This is a genomic window from Pseudomonas kurunegalensis (assembly GCF_030291635.1).
In the GTDB taxonomy this organism is placed as follows: domain Bacteria; phylum Pseudomonadota; class Gammaproteobacteria; order Pseudomonadales; family Pseudomonadaceae; genus Aquipseudomonas; species Aquipseudomonas monteilii.
On sequence record NZ_CP127871.1, the window covers coordinates 1011786 to 1030352 of the forward strand.

General features: G+C 61.4%; 16 protein-coding genes and 1 pseudogene. 16 read left to right on the top strand and 1 reads right to left on the bottom strand.

The window, feature by feature from the left end:
- Positions 1 to 129 precede the first annotated feature (129 nt).
- Positions 130 to 1686 carry a nitric oxide reductase transcriptional regulator NorR gene (gene norR / locus QQ992_RS04460; protein ID WP_286112362.1) on the bottom strand — a complete coding sequence of 519 codons (1557 nt, stop codon included), beginning with the start codon at positions 1684 to 1686 and terminating at the stop codon, positions 130 to 132.
- 154 nt (positions 1687 to 1840) lie between these two features.
- On the opposite strand from norR, the gene hmpA reads away from it, so the two are divergent.
- The 16 genes and pseudogenes from hmpA to QQ992_RS04540 all read left to right on the top strand — a co-directional run bounded on the left by hmpA (position 1841) and on the right by QQ992_RS04540 (position 18440).
- On the top strand, positions 1841 to 3019 hold the full coding sequence (hmpA, locus tag QQ992_RS04465; protein WP_274080645.1) for an NO-inducible flavohemoprotein: 1179 nt from the start codon (positions 1841 to 1843) through the stop codon (positions 3017 to 3019).
- Between the two features lie 368 nt (positions 3020 to 3387).
- Positions 3388 to 3894 (top strand): disulfide bond formation protein B, encoded by a 507-nt coding sequence (locus QQ992_RS04470; RefSeq protein WP_119368873.1) that lies wholly within the window; start codon positions 3388 to 3390, stop codon positions 3892 to 3894.
- 558 nt (positions 3895 to 4452) lie between these two features.
- Positions 4453 to 5394, top strand: coding sequence for a ubiquinol oxidase subunit II (cyoA, locus tag QQ992_RS04475; RefSeq protein WP_012270558.1), 942 nt, complete (start codon positions 4453 to 4455; stop codon positions 5392 to 5394).
- 3 nt (positions 5395 to 5397) lie between these two features.
- Positions 5398 to 7416 (top strand): cytochrome o ubiquinol oxidase subunit I, encoded by a 2019-nt coding sequence (cyoB, locus tag QQ992_RS04480; RefSeq protein WP_016713238.1) that lies wholly within the window; start codon positions 5398 to 5400, stop codon positions 7414 to 7416.
- Between the two features lie 3 nt (positions 7417 to 7419).
- Entirely contained in the window at positions 7420 to 8046 is a 627-nt protein-coding gene (gene cyoC, locus QQ992_RS04485; protein ID WP_012051225.1) for a cytochrome o ubiquinol oxidase subunit III, read from the top strand.
- Complete coding sequence (cyoD, locus tag QQ992_RS04490; RefSeq protein WP_003248599.1) at positions 8046 to 8378, top strand: cytochrome o ubiquinol oxidase subunit IV; 333 nt, start codon at positions 8046 to 8048, stop codon at positions 8376 to 8378. Before cyoC ends, cyoD begins: the two co-directional genes overlap by 1 nt.
- An 11-nt stretch (positions 8379 to 8389) precedes the next feature.
- Positions 8390 to 9277 carry a heme o synthase gene (gene cyoE, locus QQ992_RS04495; protein WP_012270561.1) on the top strand — a complete coding sequence of 296 codons (888 nt, stop codon included), beginning with the start codon at positions 8390 to 8392 and terminating at the stop codon, positions 9275 to 9277.
- Between the two features lie 275 nt (positions 9278 to 9552).
- A complete protein-coding gene (alaC, locus tag QQ992_RS04500; RefSeq protein WP_119368881.1) occupies positions 9553 to 10761 on the top strand; it encodes an alanine transaminase in 1209 nt (402 codons plus the stop codon).
- A 114-nt stretch (positions 10762 to 10875) separates the two neighbouring features.
- Positions 10876 to 12003 (top strand): PH domain-containing protein, encoded by a 1128-nt coding sequence (locus tag QQ992_RS04505; protein WP_286112368.1) that lies wholly within the window; start codon positions 10876 to 10878, stop codon positions 12001 to 12003.
- A 126-nt stretch (positions 12004 to 12129) separates the two neighbouring features.
- Complete coding sequence (locus QQ992_RS04510) at positions 12130 to 12513, top strand: YkgJ family cysteine cluster protein (RefSeq protein WP_016501425.1); 384 nt, start codon at positions 12130 to 12132, stop codon at positions 12511 to 12513.
- Between the two features lie 195 nt (positions 12514 to 12708).
- Complete coding sequence (locus QQ992_RS04515; protein ID WP_016713234.1) at positions 12709 to 13272, top strand: GNAT family N-acetyltransferase; 564 nt, start codon at positions 12709 to 12711, stop codon at positions 13270 to 13272.
- A gap of 56 nt (positions 13273 to 13328) precedes the next feature.
- Positions 13329 to 13857, top strand: a pseudogene (locus QQ992_RS04520) (sigma-70 family RNA polymerase sigma factor).
- The gene (locus QQ992_RS04525) at positions 13854 to 14825 is read left to right on the top strand and encodes a FecR domain-containing protein (protein WP_286112371.1); all 972 of its coding nucleotides are present in this window, start codon (positions 13854 to 13856) and stop codon (positions 14823 to 14825) included. The pseudogene QQ992_RS04520 and the gene QQ992_RS04525 overlap by 4 nt, the downstream one beginning before the upstream one ends.
- A gap of 76 nt (positions 14826 to 14901) precedes the next feature.
- Positions 14902 to 17427, top strand: a complete 2526-nt coding sequence (locus QQ992_RS04530; RefSeq protein ID WP_286112372.1) for a TonB-dependent siderophore receptor — start codon at positions 14902 to 14904, stop codon at positions 17425 to 17427.
- Positions 17428 to 17494: 67 nt separating this feature from the next.
- Positions 17495 to 18034 (top strand): hypothetical protein, encoded by a 540-nt coding sequence (locus QQ992_RS04535; RefSeq protein ID WP_286112373.1) that lies wholly within the window; start codon positions 17495 to 17497, stop codon positions 18032 to 18034.
- 19 nt (positions 18035 to 18053) lie between these two features.
- Entirely contained in the window at positions 18054 to 18440 is a 387-nt protein-coding gene (locus tag QQ992_RS04540; protein WP_286112375.1) for a lysozyme inhibitor LprI family protein, read from the top strand.
- The last annotated feature ends 127 nt before the right edge of the window (positions 18441 to 18567 follow it).

Below are 18567 nucleotides of genomic sequence, written 5' to 3' on the forward strand. Positions count from 1 at the left end.
CAGAGCCCTTGCCGGGGCGTTACGCGCAGTCTCGACCAGGCAGTCGAAATTCGGGTGGTTAGGGAGATATAGCAGCCAGGCAGGAAGCAACCAGATGGCTTTCTGGGTTAATCCTTTTGTAGGTGAGCCTCAGCGAAGCCCCAGCCGGCGGGCCAGCCGGCTCAGGTTTGCGCGGTCCAGGCCCAGCTCGCGGGCCGCTGCCGCCCAATTATCCTGGTGCCGTTGCAGGCAGGCTTCGATCACTTGGCGCTGGTAGAGGTCGACCGCTTCGCGCAGGCCACCTTCAGGCAGTGTTGCCAGTGGGGCAGGGGCTGCGGGGGAGGGCAGGGCGTCTGGGGTTACGAGCACCGTGCGCAGGTCCAGGTCGACGGCTTCAAGCGTGAGAATGCGTGGCCGATCGGGGTGCTGGCCCAGTGCTTTTAGGGCCGAGCGGCCGATCAGGTGTTCCAGTTCGCGCACGTTGCCTGGCCACTCATAGGTCAGCAGCGCGGCCTGGGCTTCGCTACTCAGGCGCAGGCTGTTCAGGCCCAGGCGTGAACGGTTCTGTTCGAGGAAGTAGCCAGCTAATAACAACACATCTCGCCCACGTTCGCGTAAGGGCGGCACGTGCAACGGGTACACGCTGAGGCGGTGATAGAAGTCTGCGCGGAAGTTGCCATTGCGTACTTCTGCGGCCAGGTCACGGTTGGTGGCGGCGATCAGGCGCACGTCCACACGGTGCTCGCGGTCCGAGCCCAGGCGTTGCAGTTGGCCGCTTTGCAGCACACGCAACAGCTTGGCTTGCACCGTTAGCGGCAGTTCGCCCACTTCGTCGAGGAATAACGTGCCGCCGTTGGCCAGCTCGAACTTGCCCCGGCGCTCGCCGTGCGCGCCAGTGAAGGCACCGCGTACATGGCCGAAGAGTTCGCTTTCCACCAAGGTATCGGGCAGGGCGGCGCAGTTGAGGCTGACCAGTGGCTCGTCGGCCCGGTTGCTGGCCTGGTGCAGGGCCTGGGCCACCAGTTCCTTGCCAACGCCCGTTTCGCCAGTGATCAGAACAGTCAGGTCGCTGCCGCCGACCAGGCGGATTTCCTCCACCAGGCGCTTATGCGCCGGGCTCTGGCCAATCAGCGCTTTATCCTGGCCGCTGGCCTGCCGGTAGATTTCGGCCCGCAGGTGTTCGTCTTCGGCGCGCAGGGCCAGGTGCTCGATGCGTTCGGCCACGGTAACGGTAGCGGCGGCCAGGCTGGCGAAGGCTTGCAGGGCATCCAGCTCCAGGCTCTGGAACTGCCCGGGGGTGAGGGCATCGAGGGTGACCAGGCCCCAGGGGCGCTCATCAACCATCAACGGGCAACCCATGCAGTCGTGCACTTCCAGGTCGGCATCTGGGGCGTTGACCAGGCCATCGTAAGGGTCGGGCAGTTCGGAGTCGCTGGCGAAACGCGTGGGCTCCGGGCGGCTGAGCAGTATCTGGAAGCGTGGGTGCTCGCTGACCCGGAAGCGCCGGCCCAAGGTGTCAGGGCTCAGGCCATCCACCGCCAGCGGCACCAGCCATTCACCATCCAGGCGTAGCAGCGCGGCGGCATCGCACGGCAGTAGCCCGCGCATGGCTTGCAGCAAGCGGCGGTAGCGCTCCTGGTCGGGCAAGTCGCGGGAGAGGTCGCTGACCAGGGGCAGCAGGGTGGTGAGCAATGGCTTTGTGGTCATAAAGACTCCTATGGGTCGATATGACTATACGACGAGGTGGGTCGTTTTGACATGATTGGCGTCAACCCCTTGATTTTACTGGCGATAAAAGTTGGCACGATTGCTGAAATAGCCAAGGCAGTCATTTGAAGCCACAGGCTCAGGAGTTGTCGCAATGCTCAATGCCGAACAACGTGCAATCATCAAGGCCACTGTACCCCTGCTGGAAAGCGGCGGCGAAGCGCTGACCACCCACTTTTACAAGATGATGCTCAGCGAGTACCCCGAAGTACGCCCACTGTTCAACCAGGCCCACCAGGCCAGTGGCGACCAGCCTCGTGCGTTGGCCAACGGCGTGCTGATGTATGCGCGCCACATCGACCAACTGGAGCAGCTGGGGGGGCTGGTAGGGCAGATCATCAACAAGCACGTTGCCTTGCAGATTCTGCCGGAGCACTACCCGATCGTGGGCAGCTGCCTGCTGCGCGCCATCGAGGAAGTACTGGGCAAGGAAATCGCCACCCCTGCGGTGATCGAGGCCTGGGGCGCGGCCTATGGCCAGCTGGCCGACATCCTGATTGGCGCTGAAGAAAGCCTCTATAAACAGAAGGAAGAAGCCGAGGGCGGCTGGCGTGGTACCCGCGAATTCCGCCTGGTACGCCGCGAGCAGGAAAGCAGCGAGATCGTTTCGTTCTACTTTGCCCCGGTGGATGGTAAACCGGTGCTCAAAGCCGAGCCTGGCCAGTACATTGGCCTGAAGCTGGACATCGACGGTGCCGAACAGCGCCGCAACTATTCGCTGTCGGCGCTGTGCGATGGCAGGGAGTACCGTATCAGCGTCAAGCGTGAGGTGGGCGGCAAGGTGTCCAACTACCTGCACGATGAGCTGGTGGTGGGCGATACCTTGCAACTGTTCCCGCCAGCGGGCGACTTCACCCTGGCGGCCAGCGACAAGCCGCTGGTGCTGATTAGCGGGGGCGTGGGTATTACCCCGACTCTGGCTATGCTGCAAGCGGCGCTGCAAACCCGGCGCGAGGTGCATTTCATTCACTGTGCGCGTAACGGCGCGGTGCATGCCTTCCGTGAATGGGTCGATGGCCTGGCGGCGCGTCACCCGCAGCTCAAGCGCTTTTACTGCTATGCCGAGCCGGAGGGGGGCGCAGCGGCGGATGCGGTCGGCCTGCTGAGCGAGGACCTGCTGGCCGAATGGCTGCCACAGGAGCGTGACGTGGATGCCTACTTCCTTGGGCCCAAGGGGTTCATGGCGGCGGTGAAGCGCCAACTGAAGGGGCTGGGTGTGCCCGAGCAGCAGAGCCGTTACGAGTTCTTCGGGCCGGCGGCTGCCTTGGAATGATGTAGCGCCTGTACCGGCCTCTTCGCGGGCTTGCCCGCGAAGAGGCCGGTACAGGCAGTACACACCTTCTGCCTATATATAAGGAAAGATGAAACCGGGCTCGCCGCTTTCATCATTAATCCTCCGTTAATCACGGTATCCTTCACTCCCGGGTGTCGAGGGGCTTGCCCCTGCGCGGCACCCGGGCAGCCGCTTTTTTGCCGCCCGGCGTTGAACCGACGCCGTTGCGGTCGGTCTCAGCCTCACCGGATAGCCCTGCGCAGTGCTACCGCGCCGCTCCCTCGGCATGCTCACAGGCCATGCCCAGCGTGTAGACTTGCGCCCAGGCAGGCGGACCACGCTGCCACTATCCATCGAAGGAACCGGCAATGAACGAACAAACATCGCGCCTGAATCGGGAACGGCGCTTTCTGGTGCTGTTGGGGCTGATCTGCCTCTCGCTGATCGGCGGCGCCCTCTATATGCAAGTGGTACTGGGCGAGGCGCCGTGCCCGCTGTGCATCTTGCAGCGTTACGCATTGCTGTTCATTGCCGTGTTCGCGTTCATCGCTGCCGCGATGCCCGGGCGCCGTAGCCTGACCTTCTTCGAGGTGCTGGTGGTGCTCAGTGCCATTGGCGGAATCATTGCGGCGGGCAACCATGTGTATATACTCGCCAACCCCATGGTCAGTTGTGGCATCGACACCCTGCAACCGATCGTGGACGACCTGCCACTGGCCAAGCTCTGGCCACTGGCGTTCCAGGTCGACGGCTTCTGCAGCACGCCGTACCCGCCGATCCTCGGTTTGTCGTTGGCGCAATGGGCACTGGTCGCGTTCGTGCTGACCGCCATTCTGGTTCCGTTCGGTATCTACCGCAACCGACGCCAGGCTTAGACAAAAGTCCCGAATTGCATGGGGCTTTTACGCCGCATGAGATGAGGGAAAAGTTGCCCACCGCTTGACCTGGATCAATCCCGAAGCCTTGCAGAATGCGGCTTTGAGGCCTGGCAAGCGGGGTGCGACAAACTGTCGCGAAGTTGAATAATTGAGTGTTATTGTTGCGGATTCTGTAAAAGACTGTTGCTCAATAAGTCATAGTCAAGGGTTGGCGACCTCACTACAATCGCCCCCAATTTCCGTTCGGCACTGCTTGCGAGTCGCAGGATTGAAGGAAGCCCCAGCGCTCCTTTTTGCTGACTTCGTCAAGTTTCGCCCAACGGCGATACCGGGCGGACCCCCCTCCGCGTTTTCCCGCACCAAATGGACTTGGTCTGAAGTACAGGCCTGTTGCCTACGAAACCATAAGCACCGCTAACACGCTCGAAGCCAAGGTCCTGCAGTCGGACCCCAGGCAGGAGCGAGTACGGGCGCGAAATGCCTCACTTGGCAGGACGAAGTGTTGGCTACCAAAACACAAATTGCATTGAAGCAAGCTGATCTAGAGGTCGTGAGATGAGTAAAAAGCGTTACCCCAGACTGTTTGGCATATTGCCCTTTTTAGGCATGCTTTTACTCAGTGGGTGCAACTGGACCCTGCTCGACCCGAAGGGCCAGGTCGGCATTGAGCAAAAGAACCTGATCCTGATCGCTACCGGCCTGATGCTGCTGGTGGTAATCCCTGTCATCATCATGACCCTGGCGTTCGCCTGGAAGTACCGTGCTTCCAACAAGGCAGCCACCTACACCCCTGACTGGTCGCACTCGACCAAGATCGAGGCCGCGGTGTGGATCATCCCGATCCTGATCATCATCGCCCTGGGTTACGTCACCTACCACTCCACCCACAAGCTGGACCCGTACCGTCCACTGGATTCCGATGTGAAGCCGGTGCAGATCGACGTGGTCGCGCTGGACTGGAAGTGGCTGTTCATCTACCCGGAGCAGGGCATTGCCACGGTCAACAAGATCGTCTTCCCGGCTAACACCCCGGTCAACTTCCGCGTCACTTCCGACGCCGTGATGAACTCGTTCTTCATCCCGGGCCTGGGCGGCCAGATCTACGCCATGGCCGGCATGACCACCAAGCTGCACCTGATCGCCAACGAAAACGGCGAGTTCGACGGTATCAGCGCCAACTATAGCGGTGCTGGCTTCACCGGCATGAAATTCAAGGCTACTGCCACCTCCCAGGAAGACTTCGACAAGTGGGTCGCCGAGGTCAAGCAGTCGCCGAAGAAGCTGGACAAGGCCGAATACGACGCCTTGGCCAAACCAAGCGAAAACAACCCAGTCGCGCTGTACAGCGAGGCTTCGCCTGAGCAGTTCCAGCTGATCGTCGACAAGTACGAAGGCATGAACCGCGGTCGTAGCCACGAAGAAGCAGGCAGCAAAGACCTGGCCACAACCAAGGGTGTGGAATCGAGTATGCAACCAGCTGCCGGTGCAGAGGAGTAAGAGATGTTCGGTAAACTAAGCCTGGAGGCGATACCCTATCACGAGCCGATAGTCATGGTGACGCTTGCCATGATCGCGCTCGGCGGTATCGCTGTCGTCGGTCTTATCACCTATTTCCGCAAGTGGACCTACTTGTGGAGCGAGTGGCTGACTACTGTCGACCACAAAAAGATCGGCGTGATGTACATCATCGTCGCGATGATCATGCTGCTGCGCGGCTTTGCCGACGCCATCATGATGCGTACCCAGCTGGCTGCCGCAACCGGTGGCTCCGAAGGCTACCTGCCGCCTGAACACTATGACCAGATCTTCACCGCTCACGGTGTGATCATGATCATCTTCATGGCGATGCCGTTCTTCACCGGCCTGATGAACCTGGCGGTTCCTCTGCAGATCGGTGCACGTGACGTTGCCTTCCCGTTCCTGAACTCCCTGAGCTTCTACCTGCTGCTGGCAGGCGTGCTGCTGGTCAACATCTCGCTGGGCGTTGGTGAATTCGCCAAGACCGGCTGGGTTGCCTATCCGCCGCTCGCGGGCATTCAGTACAGCCCTGGGGTGGGCGTTGACTACTACATCTGGGCGCTACAGCTATCCGGATTGGGTACGACGCTTACCGGCGTGAACTTCCTCGTCACCGTGATGAAGATGCGCGCACCTGGCATGAAGCTGATGGACATGCCGATCTTCACCTGGACCTGCACCTGGGCCAACGTACTGATCGTTGCTTCGTTCCCGATTCTGACTGCTGCACTCGCTCTGCTGACTGTTGACCGTTATCTGGACTTCCACATTTTCACCAACGAACTTGGTGGGAACCCGATGATGTACGTCAACCTGTTCTGGGCGTGGGGTCACCCTGAGGTTTACATCCTGATCCTGCCGGCCTTCGGCGTGTTCTCGGAAGTTACCTCGACGTTCTCTGGCAAACGCCTGTTCGGCCACCACTCGATGATCTACGCATCGGGCGCGATCGCCATCCTGGGCTTTGCGGTATGGCTGCACCACTTCTTCACCATGGGTGCCGGCGCCAGCGTCAACACCTTCTTCGGCCTGGCGACGATGCTGATCTCCATTCCGACTGGTGTGAAGCTGTTCAACTGGCTGTTCACCATGTACCAAGGCCGTGTGCGCTTCACCGCACCGATGCTCTGGACCCTGGGCTTCATGGTCACCTTCTCCATCGGTGGCATGACCGGCGTACTGCTGGCCGTTCCAGGTGCTGACTTCGTCCTGCACAACAGCCTGTTCGTAATTGCGCACTTCCACAACGTGATCATCGGTGGCGCGGTATTCGGCTACATCGCCGGCTTCGCCTTCTGGTTCCCGAAAGCCTTCGGCTTCACCCTGAACGAGAAGTGGGGCAAAGCTGCCTTCTGGTTCTGGCTGTCGGGCTTCTACGTTGCGTTCATGCCGCTGTACGCCCTGGGCTTCATGGGCATGACCCGTCGTCTGAACCACTCCGACAACCCACTGTGGGAACCCTACCTGTACGTAGCCGTTGTCGGCGCCGTGCTGATCCTGTTCGGTATCGCTTGCCAGCTGATCCAGCTGTACGTATCGGTTCGCGACCGCAACCAGAACCTGGACGTGACCGGCGACCCATGGGGCGGCCGTACTCTGGAATGGTCCACTTCGTCGCCACCTCCGTTCTACAACTTCGCTCACATGCCTGAGCAGGTTGGTCTGGACGCATGGCACGAAACCAAGGAAAGCGGCAAGGCTTACAAGCCAGCGACCAAGTTCGACGCTATCCACATGCCGAGCAACACCTCCACCGGTTTGTTCATGGGCCTGTTCCTGACCGTCTTCGGCTTTGCCTTCATCTGGCATATCTGGTGGCTGGTTGGCGCAAGCCTGGTTGCAACCATCGCTGTCTTCGTTCGCCACGCTGCCCGTGACGACCAGGGCTACATGGTTCCAGCCGAAGAAGTGGCGCGCATCGAAGGCGAGCGTATGAAAGCGCTGGCCAAAGCAGGTGCTCTGCCTGCCGGCGCACGTGTCGAATCGTTTGAGCGGGTGTAATCAATGTCCAGTCAAGTAATGCACGGCGGCGCTGCTCATGGTCACGACCATGGGCATGACGACCACCACCACGACTCGGGCCAGATGACCGTACTGGGCTTCTGGCTGTACCTGATGACCGACTGCATCCTGTTTGCGTCGCTCTTCGCTACCTACGCGGTGCTGTCCGGCAGTTTTGCCGGCGGCCCGTCGGGTCATGACATCTTCCAGCTCGATTTCGTAGCTGTTGAAACGCTGTTCCTGCTGCTGTCTTCGATCACCTTCGGCTTCGCCATGCTGAAGATGTTCGATGGCAAGAAAGCCGGCGTACTGGGCTGGTTGGCTGTGACCTTCCTGTTCGGTGCAGGCTTCATCGCGATGGAAATCTATGAATTCCATCACCTGATCAGCGAAGGCTTCGGCCCGCAGCGCAGTGGCTTCCTGTCGGGCTTCTTCGCCCTGGTAGGTACCCACGGCCTGCACGTGACGGCTGGTCTGATCTGGATGGCAATCATGATGTACCAGATCAACAAGCACGGCATCACGCCGACCGCCAAGACCCGCATGAGCTGCCTGAGCCTGTTCTGGCACTTCCTGGACGTGGTCTGGATCTGCGTATTCACCGTCGTTTACCTGCTGGGAGTTCTGTAATGGCTAACGCACACGACACTCATCACGAAGGTAACCACGGCAGCGTCAAGTCGTACATGATCGGCTTTGTACTGTCGATCATCCTGACCGCGATCCCGTTCGGCCTGGCCATGACCGCCAGCCTGCCGAAGAACCTGACCGTTCTGATCATCGTTGCCATGGCCGTGATCCAGGTAGTTGTTCACCTGGTTTACTTCCTGCACATGGACCGCTCGAAAGAGCAACGCAACAACGTATCGACGTTCCTGTTCACCACCCTGGTGATCGCTCTGCTTGTCGGCCTGTCGCTGTGGATCATGTTCAGCATCCACTTCGAAATGTTGGCCAAGTGAGGTAAGACTGCATGTCCGTTAAGCACTTTATCCAAATCACCAAACCGGGGATCATTTTCGGTAACGTGCTTTCCGTGGCAGGCGGTTTCTTCCTTGCCTCGAAGGGCCATGTGGATTTCGCCCTGTTCCTGGCGGTGGTGATCGGTACTTCGCTGGTGGTGGCGTCCGGATGCGTGTTCAACAACTGCATCGACCGTGACATCGACCACAAGATGGAGCGCACCAAGAACCGCGTCATGGTGCAGGGCGGCATGTCGCTGCCCCTCGCGCTGATCTACGCCACCCTGCTTGGGGTGGCGGGTTTCAGCCTGCTGTATGTCCAGGCCAACCCGCTGTCGGCGTTCTGTGCGCTGATCGGCTTCATCGTCTACGTCGGTTTCTACAGCCTGTGGCTGAAGCGTAAATCGGTGCACGGCACCTTGGTCGGCAGCCTGTCTGGTGCCATGCCTCCGGTGATCGGCTACTGCGCCGTGAGCAACAGCTTCGACCTGGCTGCAGTGACCCTGCTGGTGATGTTCAGCCTGTGGCAGATGCCGCACAGCTTTGCCATCGCCATCTTCCGCTTCAAGGATTACAGCGCTGCCAACATTCCGGTCTTGCCGGTGGCACGTGGCGTCCTGGCGGCGAAGAAGCAGATCGTGCTGTACGTGCTGGCCTTCGTGCTCGCCACCTTGATGCTTACCCTCGGCGGTTACGCCGGCCTCGGCTACCTGGCCGTGGCAGCTGCCATGGGCCTTTACTGGCTGTACATGGCATGGGGCGGCTACAAGGCCGAGGACGACAGTAAGTGGGCCCGTAAAGTGTTCGGCTTCTCCATCCTCACCGTTACCGCCCTGAGCGTGATGATGGGCGTGGACAGCCAGACTGCTGCGGACGTGCTGATGACCTACGCGCGCTGATCGAGGCGAGTGCTTCACTAAAAACCCCGGCCATTGTGCCGGGGTTTTTTTATGGGTGATTTTCCTGTGCCGGCCCTTTCGCGGGTAAACCCGCGAAGAGGCCAGCCCTGAAAACATAAAAATCAAATTTTCAAAAAATATATCCGAAAAAATATAACAAAACAGGAAATTGTCCTTTACATACACCATGTTCCGGCACTATCTTCTGATCCAGGCCGCCACATCGGCCAGCGTCGCTCGGACGGTTCCGGGCGCTTACGTACTCAGAGGAAGCCATGGCCAACCCAGGTTCGCCGCGCCGCTTTGCGCGCATCGATCGTCTCCCCCCTTACGTCTTCAACATCACTGCCGAACTCAAGATGGCTGCCCGCCGCCGTGGCGAGGACATCATCGACCTGAGCATGGGCAACCCCGATGGCGCCACCCCGCCGCACATCGTCGAGAAACTGGTGCAGGTTGCCCAGCGTGAAGACACCCACGGCTACTCAACCTCTCGCGGTATCCCGCGCCTGCGCCGGGCCATTTCCAACTGGTACAAGGAACGCTACGAGGTCGACATCGATCCGGAAAGTGAAGCCATTGTCACCATCGGCTCCAAAGAGGGCCTGGCGCACCTGATGCTGGCCACCCTCGATCAGGGCGACACGGTACTGGTGCCCAACCCCAGCTACCCGATCCATATCTACGGTGCGGTCATTGCCGGTGCCCAGGTGCGTTCGGTGCCGCTGGTGCCGGGTGTGGACTTCTTCAACGAACTCGAACGGGCCATCCGCGAGTCGATCCCCAAGCCGAAGATGATGATCCTCGGCTTCCCGTCCAACCCCACTGCCCAGTGCGTGGAGCTGGACTTCTTCGAGCGCGTGGTGGCGTTGGCCAAGCAGTACAACGTGCTGGTGATCCACGACCTGGCCTACGCCGACATCGTCTACGACGGCTGGAAAGCCCCGTCGATCATGCAGGTGCCCGGTGCCAAGGACATTGCGGTGGAGTTCTTCACCCTGTCCAAAAGCTACAACATGGCGGGCTGGCGGATTGGCTTCATGGTTGGTAATCCCGAGCTGGTCAGTGCCTTGGCGCGGATCAAGAGCTATCACGACTACGGCACCTTCACCCCGCTGCAGGTCGCGGCCATCGCTGCGCTGGAAGGTGACCAGCAGTGCGTGCGCGACATCGCCGAGCAATACCGCCAGCGTCGCAACTTGCTGGTGAAGGGGCTGCACGAACTGGGCTGGATGGTCGAGAACCCCAAGGCGTCGATGTACGTGTGGGCGAAGATCCCGGAGCAATATGCGCACTTGGGGTCGCTGGAGTTTTCCAAGAAGCTGCTGGCCGAGGCCAAGGTATGCGTGTCGCCGGGGATTGGCTTTGGTGACTATGGCGATGACCATGTGCGCTTTGCCCTGATCGAGAACCAGGACCGTATTCGCCAGGCCATTCGCGGGATCCGGCAGATGTTCCGCGCTGACGGGTTGAGCAACAAGTAAGCATCAGGGGGCCGCGTTGCGGCCCCCATTGCTTCAGGTGAGCGCTTTCCGCCTGCATTCCACCGTTCTGCCTACCTATCTTCAGCACTCATTTCTCACCACAGAGATCCACAAATGAGTGTCTTCACCGCCTATTTCTGCGGCACCGGCTCCCACCGCTTCGACGACGCCAACCCCAACTTCTGGAACGGCGAACTGGTATCGACCCTGGCCAGCAACGACCAGGGCCGCGAATTCGCGCACTGGATAGCCGTCGACGGTCCCGGTAGTGGCAACCTTCAAGACGACAACCTGTTCGTCGAGCCCGGCGGCTATTTCAACTGGACCGGCCAACTGTTCGGCCGCGGCTGGGAAGAGAACGTCAACCATGTGCTGCAGGTGATCAAAGGCGAAAGCAGCTGGCAGCGCACCAAGTTGAGCGAGGACGAGTACGAGCGGCTGAAGGACGCCGGTGTACCTGTTCCGGATGCTTCTTCCACGGCCTCCTGGTTCTGGCGTACCTACGATTACGGTGACCGCCATCCGACTCCGCAGGAGCTGCAAGAGCGCATCATCAGCATGTTTCGCAAGCCACGCATTCCGACCCAGGTGAACCTGGTGGGCTGGAGCCGGGGCGGTATCAGCTGCCACATGCTGGCCAACGCCATGGCACAAGACCCGGTACTGCGGGACATACCGGTGAACATCTTTGCCATCGACCCGGTGCCTGGGGTTGGCAATGTGCAAGCCGAACGCATCACGTTGGCGGCAAACGTGCGTGAATATGTCGGCTTCTACTCGCGGGATGAGCGTTCCAAAGGCTTTGCCTGCGTGATCCCGTCAGTGGCCAGTGGCACGCAGATCTGCATTTATCCGATGCCGGGGCGCCATGCCACGCTGGTGGGCAACGCGTCGGTCGATGGTGCGAGCGGCGGCGAGGTGCTCAAGGAACCCGGGCTGGTCGTTCGTCATTTTGCCGAAGTCTGCCTTGCCCGCTGGGGTGTTGAGCTGGACAAGCGACTGGCCTTGAGCGATAGGCAGCTCATGGCGTATCACCGGGCTATGAGCGCTGCTGAAAGGCAGTACCACGCCATGCGCAGCGAGTCTTACACGGTGCTGACCGAGGGTGAGCGAGAGAATCGGTTGGTGCATTGCGGCGAGGCTTGTACGCACTTCAGCAAGGTGTGCGGTGATGACTATGACCCGACCGAGGGCCTGGCGTTGACGCGTTGGGACGCGACTACCTACAAGGCGCTGCGGTAGCGGATGCGGGCGGCCGGATCAGCGGCAAAATATTTTGCTTGGCCCCTCTATCCAGCCGCCCCGGGTTCGAATGAAAATGGCGCCACGGGCCAGCCCCGATAACAACAACCTTCCCTCCGTGACATCATGTCTGAATATAACCCTTGCCTTGACTGCGGCGCCTGCTGCGGGTACTTCCGTGTGTCCTTCTTCTGGGGCGAATGCCAGTCTGCCGGGGGCGTTGTACCAGACGACCTGGTGGTACAGATCAACCCCACCCGCGTTGCCATGATCGGCACCGATGCCAAGCCATGCCGCTGTGTCAGCCTTGAGGGCGAGATCGGTAAAGAGGTGGCTTGTACCATCTATGCCAACCGTTCCAGCCCTTGTCGCGAGTTCGAGGCGTCGTGGGAGGGGGGCGTGCACAACCCCAGCTGTGATGATGCGCGGGCGGCGTATGGGCTGCCGCCGCTGACCCCGCCCGGGGCGAACGAGCCGCATTGGCCGGATGATGGGGCTGAGGTGGCTTGAGCCATTTTCGCTAGCCTGTGCAGGCCCTATCGCCGGCAAGCCAGCTCCCACAGGTACAGTGCAAGCCTCCAGTCATGTGATGGGCTTGTGGGAGCCTGGCTTGCCGGCGATGGGCTGCAAAGCAGCCCCGGGATGCCCGAACTCTGCGCTTGACGTTAAACTGTCATCTCCCCAGCAATGGACAGGAGATCCGGCGTGACCCCACCCCGCAGTTTCCCCAGTGACCTCTGCCTCGACAGCCCGCGTCTGCACTTGCGCCCCATGCGCCATGCCGACGCCGCGCAATGGCTGGCGATCATGGCCGACCCCGAGGTCATGCGTTATTGGCACCATGCCCCCTGGCAAGACCTGGCCGAAGCCGAAAGTGCCCTGGCCGCCGACCGCGAAGCCTATGCCAATGGCGACCAGCTCAAGCTCGGCATGTACCGCCGCGACAACGGTGAGCTCATTGGCATGGTGCAGCTGTTCAACATCGACGATGTCTCCCGCCGTGGCGAGATTGGCTATTGCCTGGCCAGCGCGGTGCAGGGCAGGGGTTATATGGACGAGGCATTGACCTGCTTCATCGACTACCTGGCCCACACCCTGCACATGCGCCGCCTTGAAGGCGAAATCGACCCGCGCAACCAAGGCTCGGCACGCACACTTGAGCGCCAGGGCTTCGTGCTGGAAGGCACGCTGCGGGCACGCTGGTGCGTGGCCGGCGAGTTGTCCGACTCGGGTCTCTACGGGCTGCTGCTGGAACCACCTGTTGCATAGTCTTACGGCGAATAGATACTATTCGGGAACAATTCTCACTTGTGTCCCGGTGCCCCATGCCCGTAGCCGACTCACCGAGCCCGTACCCGCTTGAACAGCTGTACAGCGAGCACCACGGCTGGCTGTTCAGCTGGCTACGGCGCAAGTTGCGCTGCTCGCACAGCGCAGCCGACCTTGCCCAGGACACCTTCGTGCGCATCCTGGCCTCGCGTGATGCCCTGCTGGGCATCACGCGAGCCACGCGCCTACCTCAGCACCACGGCACGCCGCCTGCTGATCGACCGGGTACGTCGGCAGCAGATCGAAGAGGCCTATCTCAGCGAACTGGCGTTGGCCGCCGAGGCGCTGGAAGGGCACCAGTCTCCCGAGAGTATTCTCATCACCCTGGAAGCGCTGGAGCAAATCGCTTTCCTGCTCGAAGGCCTGCATGCAAACGCACGCGAAGCGTTCGTAGGCTACTACCTGGACGACCTGACCCAGCCGCAAATTGCCGAACGCCTGCAGATTTCCCCGCGCATGGTACGCAAGTACCTGGCCCAGGCCCTGATTCACTGCCATCGCACGCTGGACATCGCCGAGCCGTGAACCCTTCGCGAATCGAACAGGAGGCCGCCGAGTGGGCTCTGTGCCTGGGTGAAGGTGAACTGGACGCGGACGAAGCGCGCGAGTTTCAGGCCTGGCTGCAAGCCGATCCACGACATGGCGCTACCTTACGCCGCATGCAAGGGGTGATCAGCCAGATGCATGCGCTGCGCCAGCAACGCGGACCGGTGGGCGCAGGTTTGCGTGCAGGCGTGCAGCCTTCGGCGCCACGCTCGGGTGCACGGCGCACCTTGCTTGGCCTGGCAATGGCGGCGGCGTTGCTGGGTGCCTTGCCTTTTGCCGGGGTGCAACCGGGGGACTGGCTCGCCGACCTGCACACTGCGCCGGCAGAGTGGCACAGTGAAACCCTGGCTGATGGCTCGCAGCTGACCTTGGCCGGCAATTCTGCCGTGGACGTGCAGTTCAGAGCGGGCGAGCGACGCATTCGCCTGCTACACGGCCAGGTGCTTGTGGATGTGAGCCATGACCCTGCGCGGCCGTTCGTGGTGCAGACCGACGAGGGCAGCTTCAAGGCGCTGGGCACTCGCTTCGTGGTCAGCCAAGGGCACGAGCGCAGCGAGCTGACCATGCTCGAATCCCGTGTCGAGGCGCGTAGTGCAGTGTCCGGTGATCAACTGGTCGCCGGGCGCGGTGAACGCGCCTGGGTGGCACGCGGCGGGCTTGGCCCGCTGCCGGCCATTGACCCGGCTCGGGTGGACCAAGCCTGGCAACATCACCAGTTGGTGGCCGAAGGCGTACCACTCGACCAAGTGCTGGACGCATTGTCACAGCAACGGCGCGGCGTGCTGCGCTTCGACCGCCAGGCCATGCAGGCCATCAAGGTGTCGGCGGTGCTGCCGCTGGACGACAGCGAGCGTGCCTTGCGCCTGCTGGCCGAAGCGCTGCCGATCCGTATCGGTGGTTTTGGCCGCTGGTGGACCACGGTCGAACCCGCCCCGCGAGAAAATTGATTCTGGTGGTTCCGCTTCTGCGCACTGGCCCGTCAAACAAGAGGCCAACCGATCAAGAACAAGGAGCCGATCCACCATGCGCCGATTCCCTGGCCACCCCGTCCTCAGCCCGCTAGCCCTGGCCTTGCGTTTGTCCTGTGCCGGGCTGGCCCTTTCCGTTGCGGCCCTGCCGGCCGTGGCCGAGGAGGCCGCCCGCCGTAGCTTCGATGTGCCCGCCGGCAACCTGGCCGAGGCACTTGGCAGCTATGCCCAGCAGGCTGCCGTTTCGCTGGCCTTCACCCCCGAAGCGCTGGCCGGCCTGCAAAGCAATGGCCTGCACGGCCTGTATTCGGTGGACAGTGGCTTTGCCGTGCTGTTGGCCGGCAGCGGTTACCGAGTGGAGCGCAGCGACAACGGCTACCGGCTGGTGGCCGAGCCGCAGGCGGCGGTGAGCGGTGATGCGATGGAGCTGGGTGTTACCACCGTGGCCGGGCAGGGGATGGGCGAGAGTACCGAGAATACCGGCTCCTATGCGCCAGGCCTGATCAGCGTCGGCTCCAAGAGCCCGACCAGCCTGCGCCAGACGCCGCAATCGGTGTCGACCGTGACCCGCCAGTTGATCGAAGACCAGCAACTCACCGACATAAACCAGGCGATGAAAGTGACGCCGGGCATCGTCACCCAAAGCACCACCTTCCGCACTCAGGACTTCCTCTCGCGTGGCTTCAGCATCCAGAACCTGCAAATCGACGGCGCTGCACCCCAGGCCTTGGGTACCGCGATGGGCTCGTTCTATTCGTCGAACATCTTCGAGCTGGCCGAGTTCGACCACATCGAGGTGCTGCGTGGTACTGCTGCGCTGTATGGTGGCTCGGGCGACCCGGGCGGCATTATCAACATGGTGCGCAAGCGGCCCACTGCCTACAACCAGCTGAAGATGACCCTGTCGGCCGGCAGCTGGGACAACTACCGCCAGGAGTTCGACCTGTCCGGCCCGCTGGGTTGGGATGGCCGCCTGCGTGGGCGTTTGGTGATGTCCAACACCGACCGCCAGTATTTCACCGACAACCGTGCCACCGAGCGGCCGCTGGTCTATGGCGTGCTTGAAGCGGACGTTACCGACGAGACCATGCTCACCGTCGGCGCCCGTTACAACAAGTCCCACGAAACCGGCAGCAACAGCGCGGTGCCGCGCTACAGCAATGGTGCCGACCTGAACCTGCCACGGCACACCGGTCTGACCAAAAACTGGGCCTACCTCGATGCTACTGCACGCGAGTATTTCGCCAAGGTAGACCACCGCTTCAACGACGACTGGAAGCTCAACCTCAGCTACACCAACACCTGGGACCTCGGGTTGTTCAATACGGCAACCCCCCTTAACGCGGTAGACCCGGTGACCAACACCGGGGCAACCTGGTACGGCACGCAGGTTCGTCAGGAGAACGAGCAGCACCTGTATGACGCCAACGTGTCCGGGCACTTCCAGGCCTTTGGCCTGGACCATGAAGTGGTCTTCGGCGCTGACTACCAGAAGATCGACAGCCGCTGGCAAGGCACTGCGCCGTTCGCCGCATCGGGCTCGCCAGCCAATGTCTTCGACCCTGACAGTTCAACGTTCAACGACCCTGGCGATGTGCGTGACTACAAGCGCGACTACAGCCCCAACTCGCAGCGTCAGTACGGTCTGTATGGCAGCTTGCGCCTGCAATTGGCCGAGCCGCTGCACCTGATCGTCGGCGCGCGTGCCCAGCGCTTCCACTTCTGGCAAACCTACACCAACAACCTGGTTTCGCCGGCGAGCGTCAGCAGCCCCGAGCAACGCATTGGTACCAAGGTCACGCCGTTCGGCGGCCTGGTGTACGACCTGGACGATCAATGGTCGGCCTATGCCAGTTATTCGGAAATCTACAAGCCGCAATCCAGCCAGATCAGCGGCCCGGCGGAAACCGGTTCGCCGCTTGAACCCATGACCGGCAAAACCTACGAAACCGGCCTCAAGGGTGAGTTGTTCAACGGTGCGCTCAACGCCAGCGTGGCGCTGTACTACACCACTCGCGAAAACCAGGCGGTACAAGACCCGAGCTTCCCGGCGAGCTTCGCCGGCTTCTCCGGTAGCTGCTGCTATGTGTCCAACGGCAAGGTAGTGAGCAAGGGTATCGACATGGAGCTGTCCGGCGAGCTGTTGCCGGACTGGATGCTGGTAGGTGGCTACACCTTCAACCTCAACCGTAACCGCAGCGCCGACGCCCCGTTGAGCACGGTAATGCCCAAGCACCTGTTCAAGCTGTATACCACCTACCGTCTGCCAGGCATCTTCAACGACTTCAAGGTCGGTGGCGGCGTGCAGGTGCAAAGCGCCACCTATACCTCCGGCACGGTGAACCGCTACGACAGCAGTGGTTCACTGGTGGAGCGGAATGTGCCCTTTGACTTCGGCCAGGGCGGCTATGCCATCTGGAACGCCTTGGTCGAATACCGTGTCGATGACCACTGGAACGTCACGCTCAACGGCAACAACCTGTTCGACAAGAAGTACTACGAAACCGTGGGTACTTCGACCTATGGCAACTACTATGGCGAACCACGCAACTTCATGGTGACCCTGCGCGGCACCTATTGAGGGATTGGAAGCGGGGCGGGGCCTGGGTTAAGGTCGTAGCCTGTCCCGCTTCCACCAGGTAAACCCCTTGCCCGTTTTCTACCTGAGCATCAGCTTGCTGCTGTACGTGCTCGCCCTGTTTTTCGATGGTGCGCTGATGAGCGGCGAGCGCCACATGCCGGCCCTGCAGATGCTCCTGTACGGGCCATGGGGCATGCCCTTCGGCTTGTTCCAATGGTTTGCCAACCCGCTGCTTGCGCTGGCCATCCTTGCCCATCGGCGGTTCCGCAGGCTGGCTTTGCTGGCAGGGCTGGCCGCGGTGTACCTGGCCGCCAGCAGTTTCGGAATAGACCGCTTGCCGGACAACCAGAGCTACGCGTTTCATGAGCGCACCGGCTTTGGTGCCGGTTTCTACCTGTGGCTGGCTGCGATGGTGGTGTTTTGTGCGGGCCAGGCCTGGCATTGCTGGAAGGCACGCAGCGCCAACGACATGCCGGGCTGGAACTGGCTTGATGTAGCGTTGATCGCAGCGTTGGCTGTGACGCTTTACGCGGCAACGCAGATGCCATCGTTGCGCTTCGAGCCGGGCAATATACTGATGCCGCCAGAGCAGCCGCAGACGCTTTGATACCCACAAGGAGGGGTGCATGACCAAGCATTATCTGACAGGCCTGGCACTGGCTTGTGTGCTGCCACTGGCAGTGGCGGACGACTACACGCCGGCCTACGGGCAGTGCATGGACAAGGCCTCCAGCACAGTGGACATGAGCGCGTGCATCCAGGCTGAAACGCAGGTGCAGGACCAGCGTTTGAACCGGGTGTACAAGCAGTTGATGGGCAAGCTGGAGGCCGGGCAGCAGAAAAGCTTGCGCGATGTGCAGCGCAAGTGGATGGCCTACCGCGATGGCAATTGCCAGTTCCATGTGCAAGCCAGTGGCGGGACCCTGGCGCAGCTGGAAGGTGGGACGTGCGTGATGGACATGACCCGCGACCGGGCAGCGGAGCTGGAACGGGTGCTTAGCCCGGGGCAGTAAAGCCATGACAGGAATGACTGGCCCCTTGTAGGAGCGGCCTTGCGTCGCGAAAGGGCCGCAGGGCGGCCCCGGGATATCAGCTTTACGGCAGCAATTGCCGGGGCTGCTGTGCAGCCCTTTCGCGACA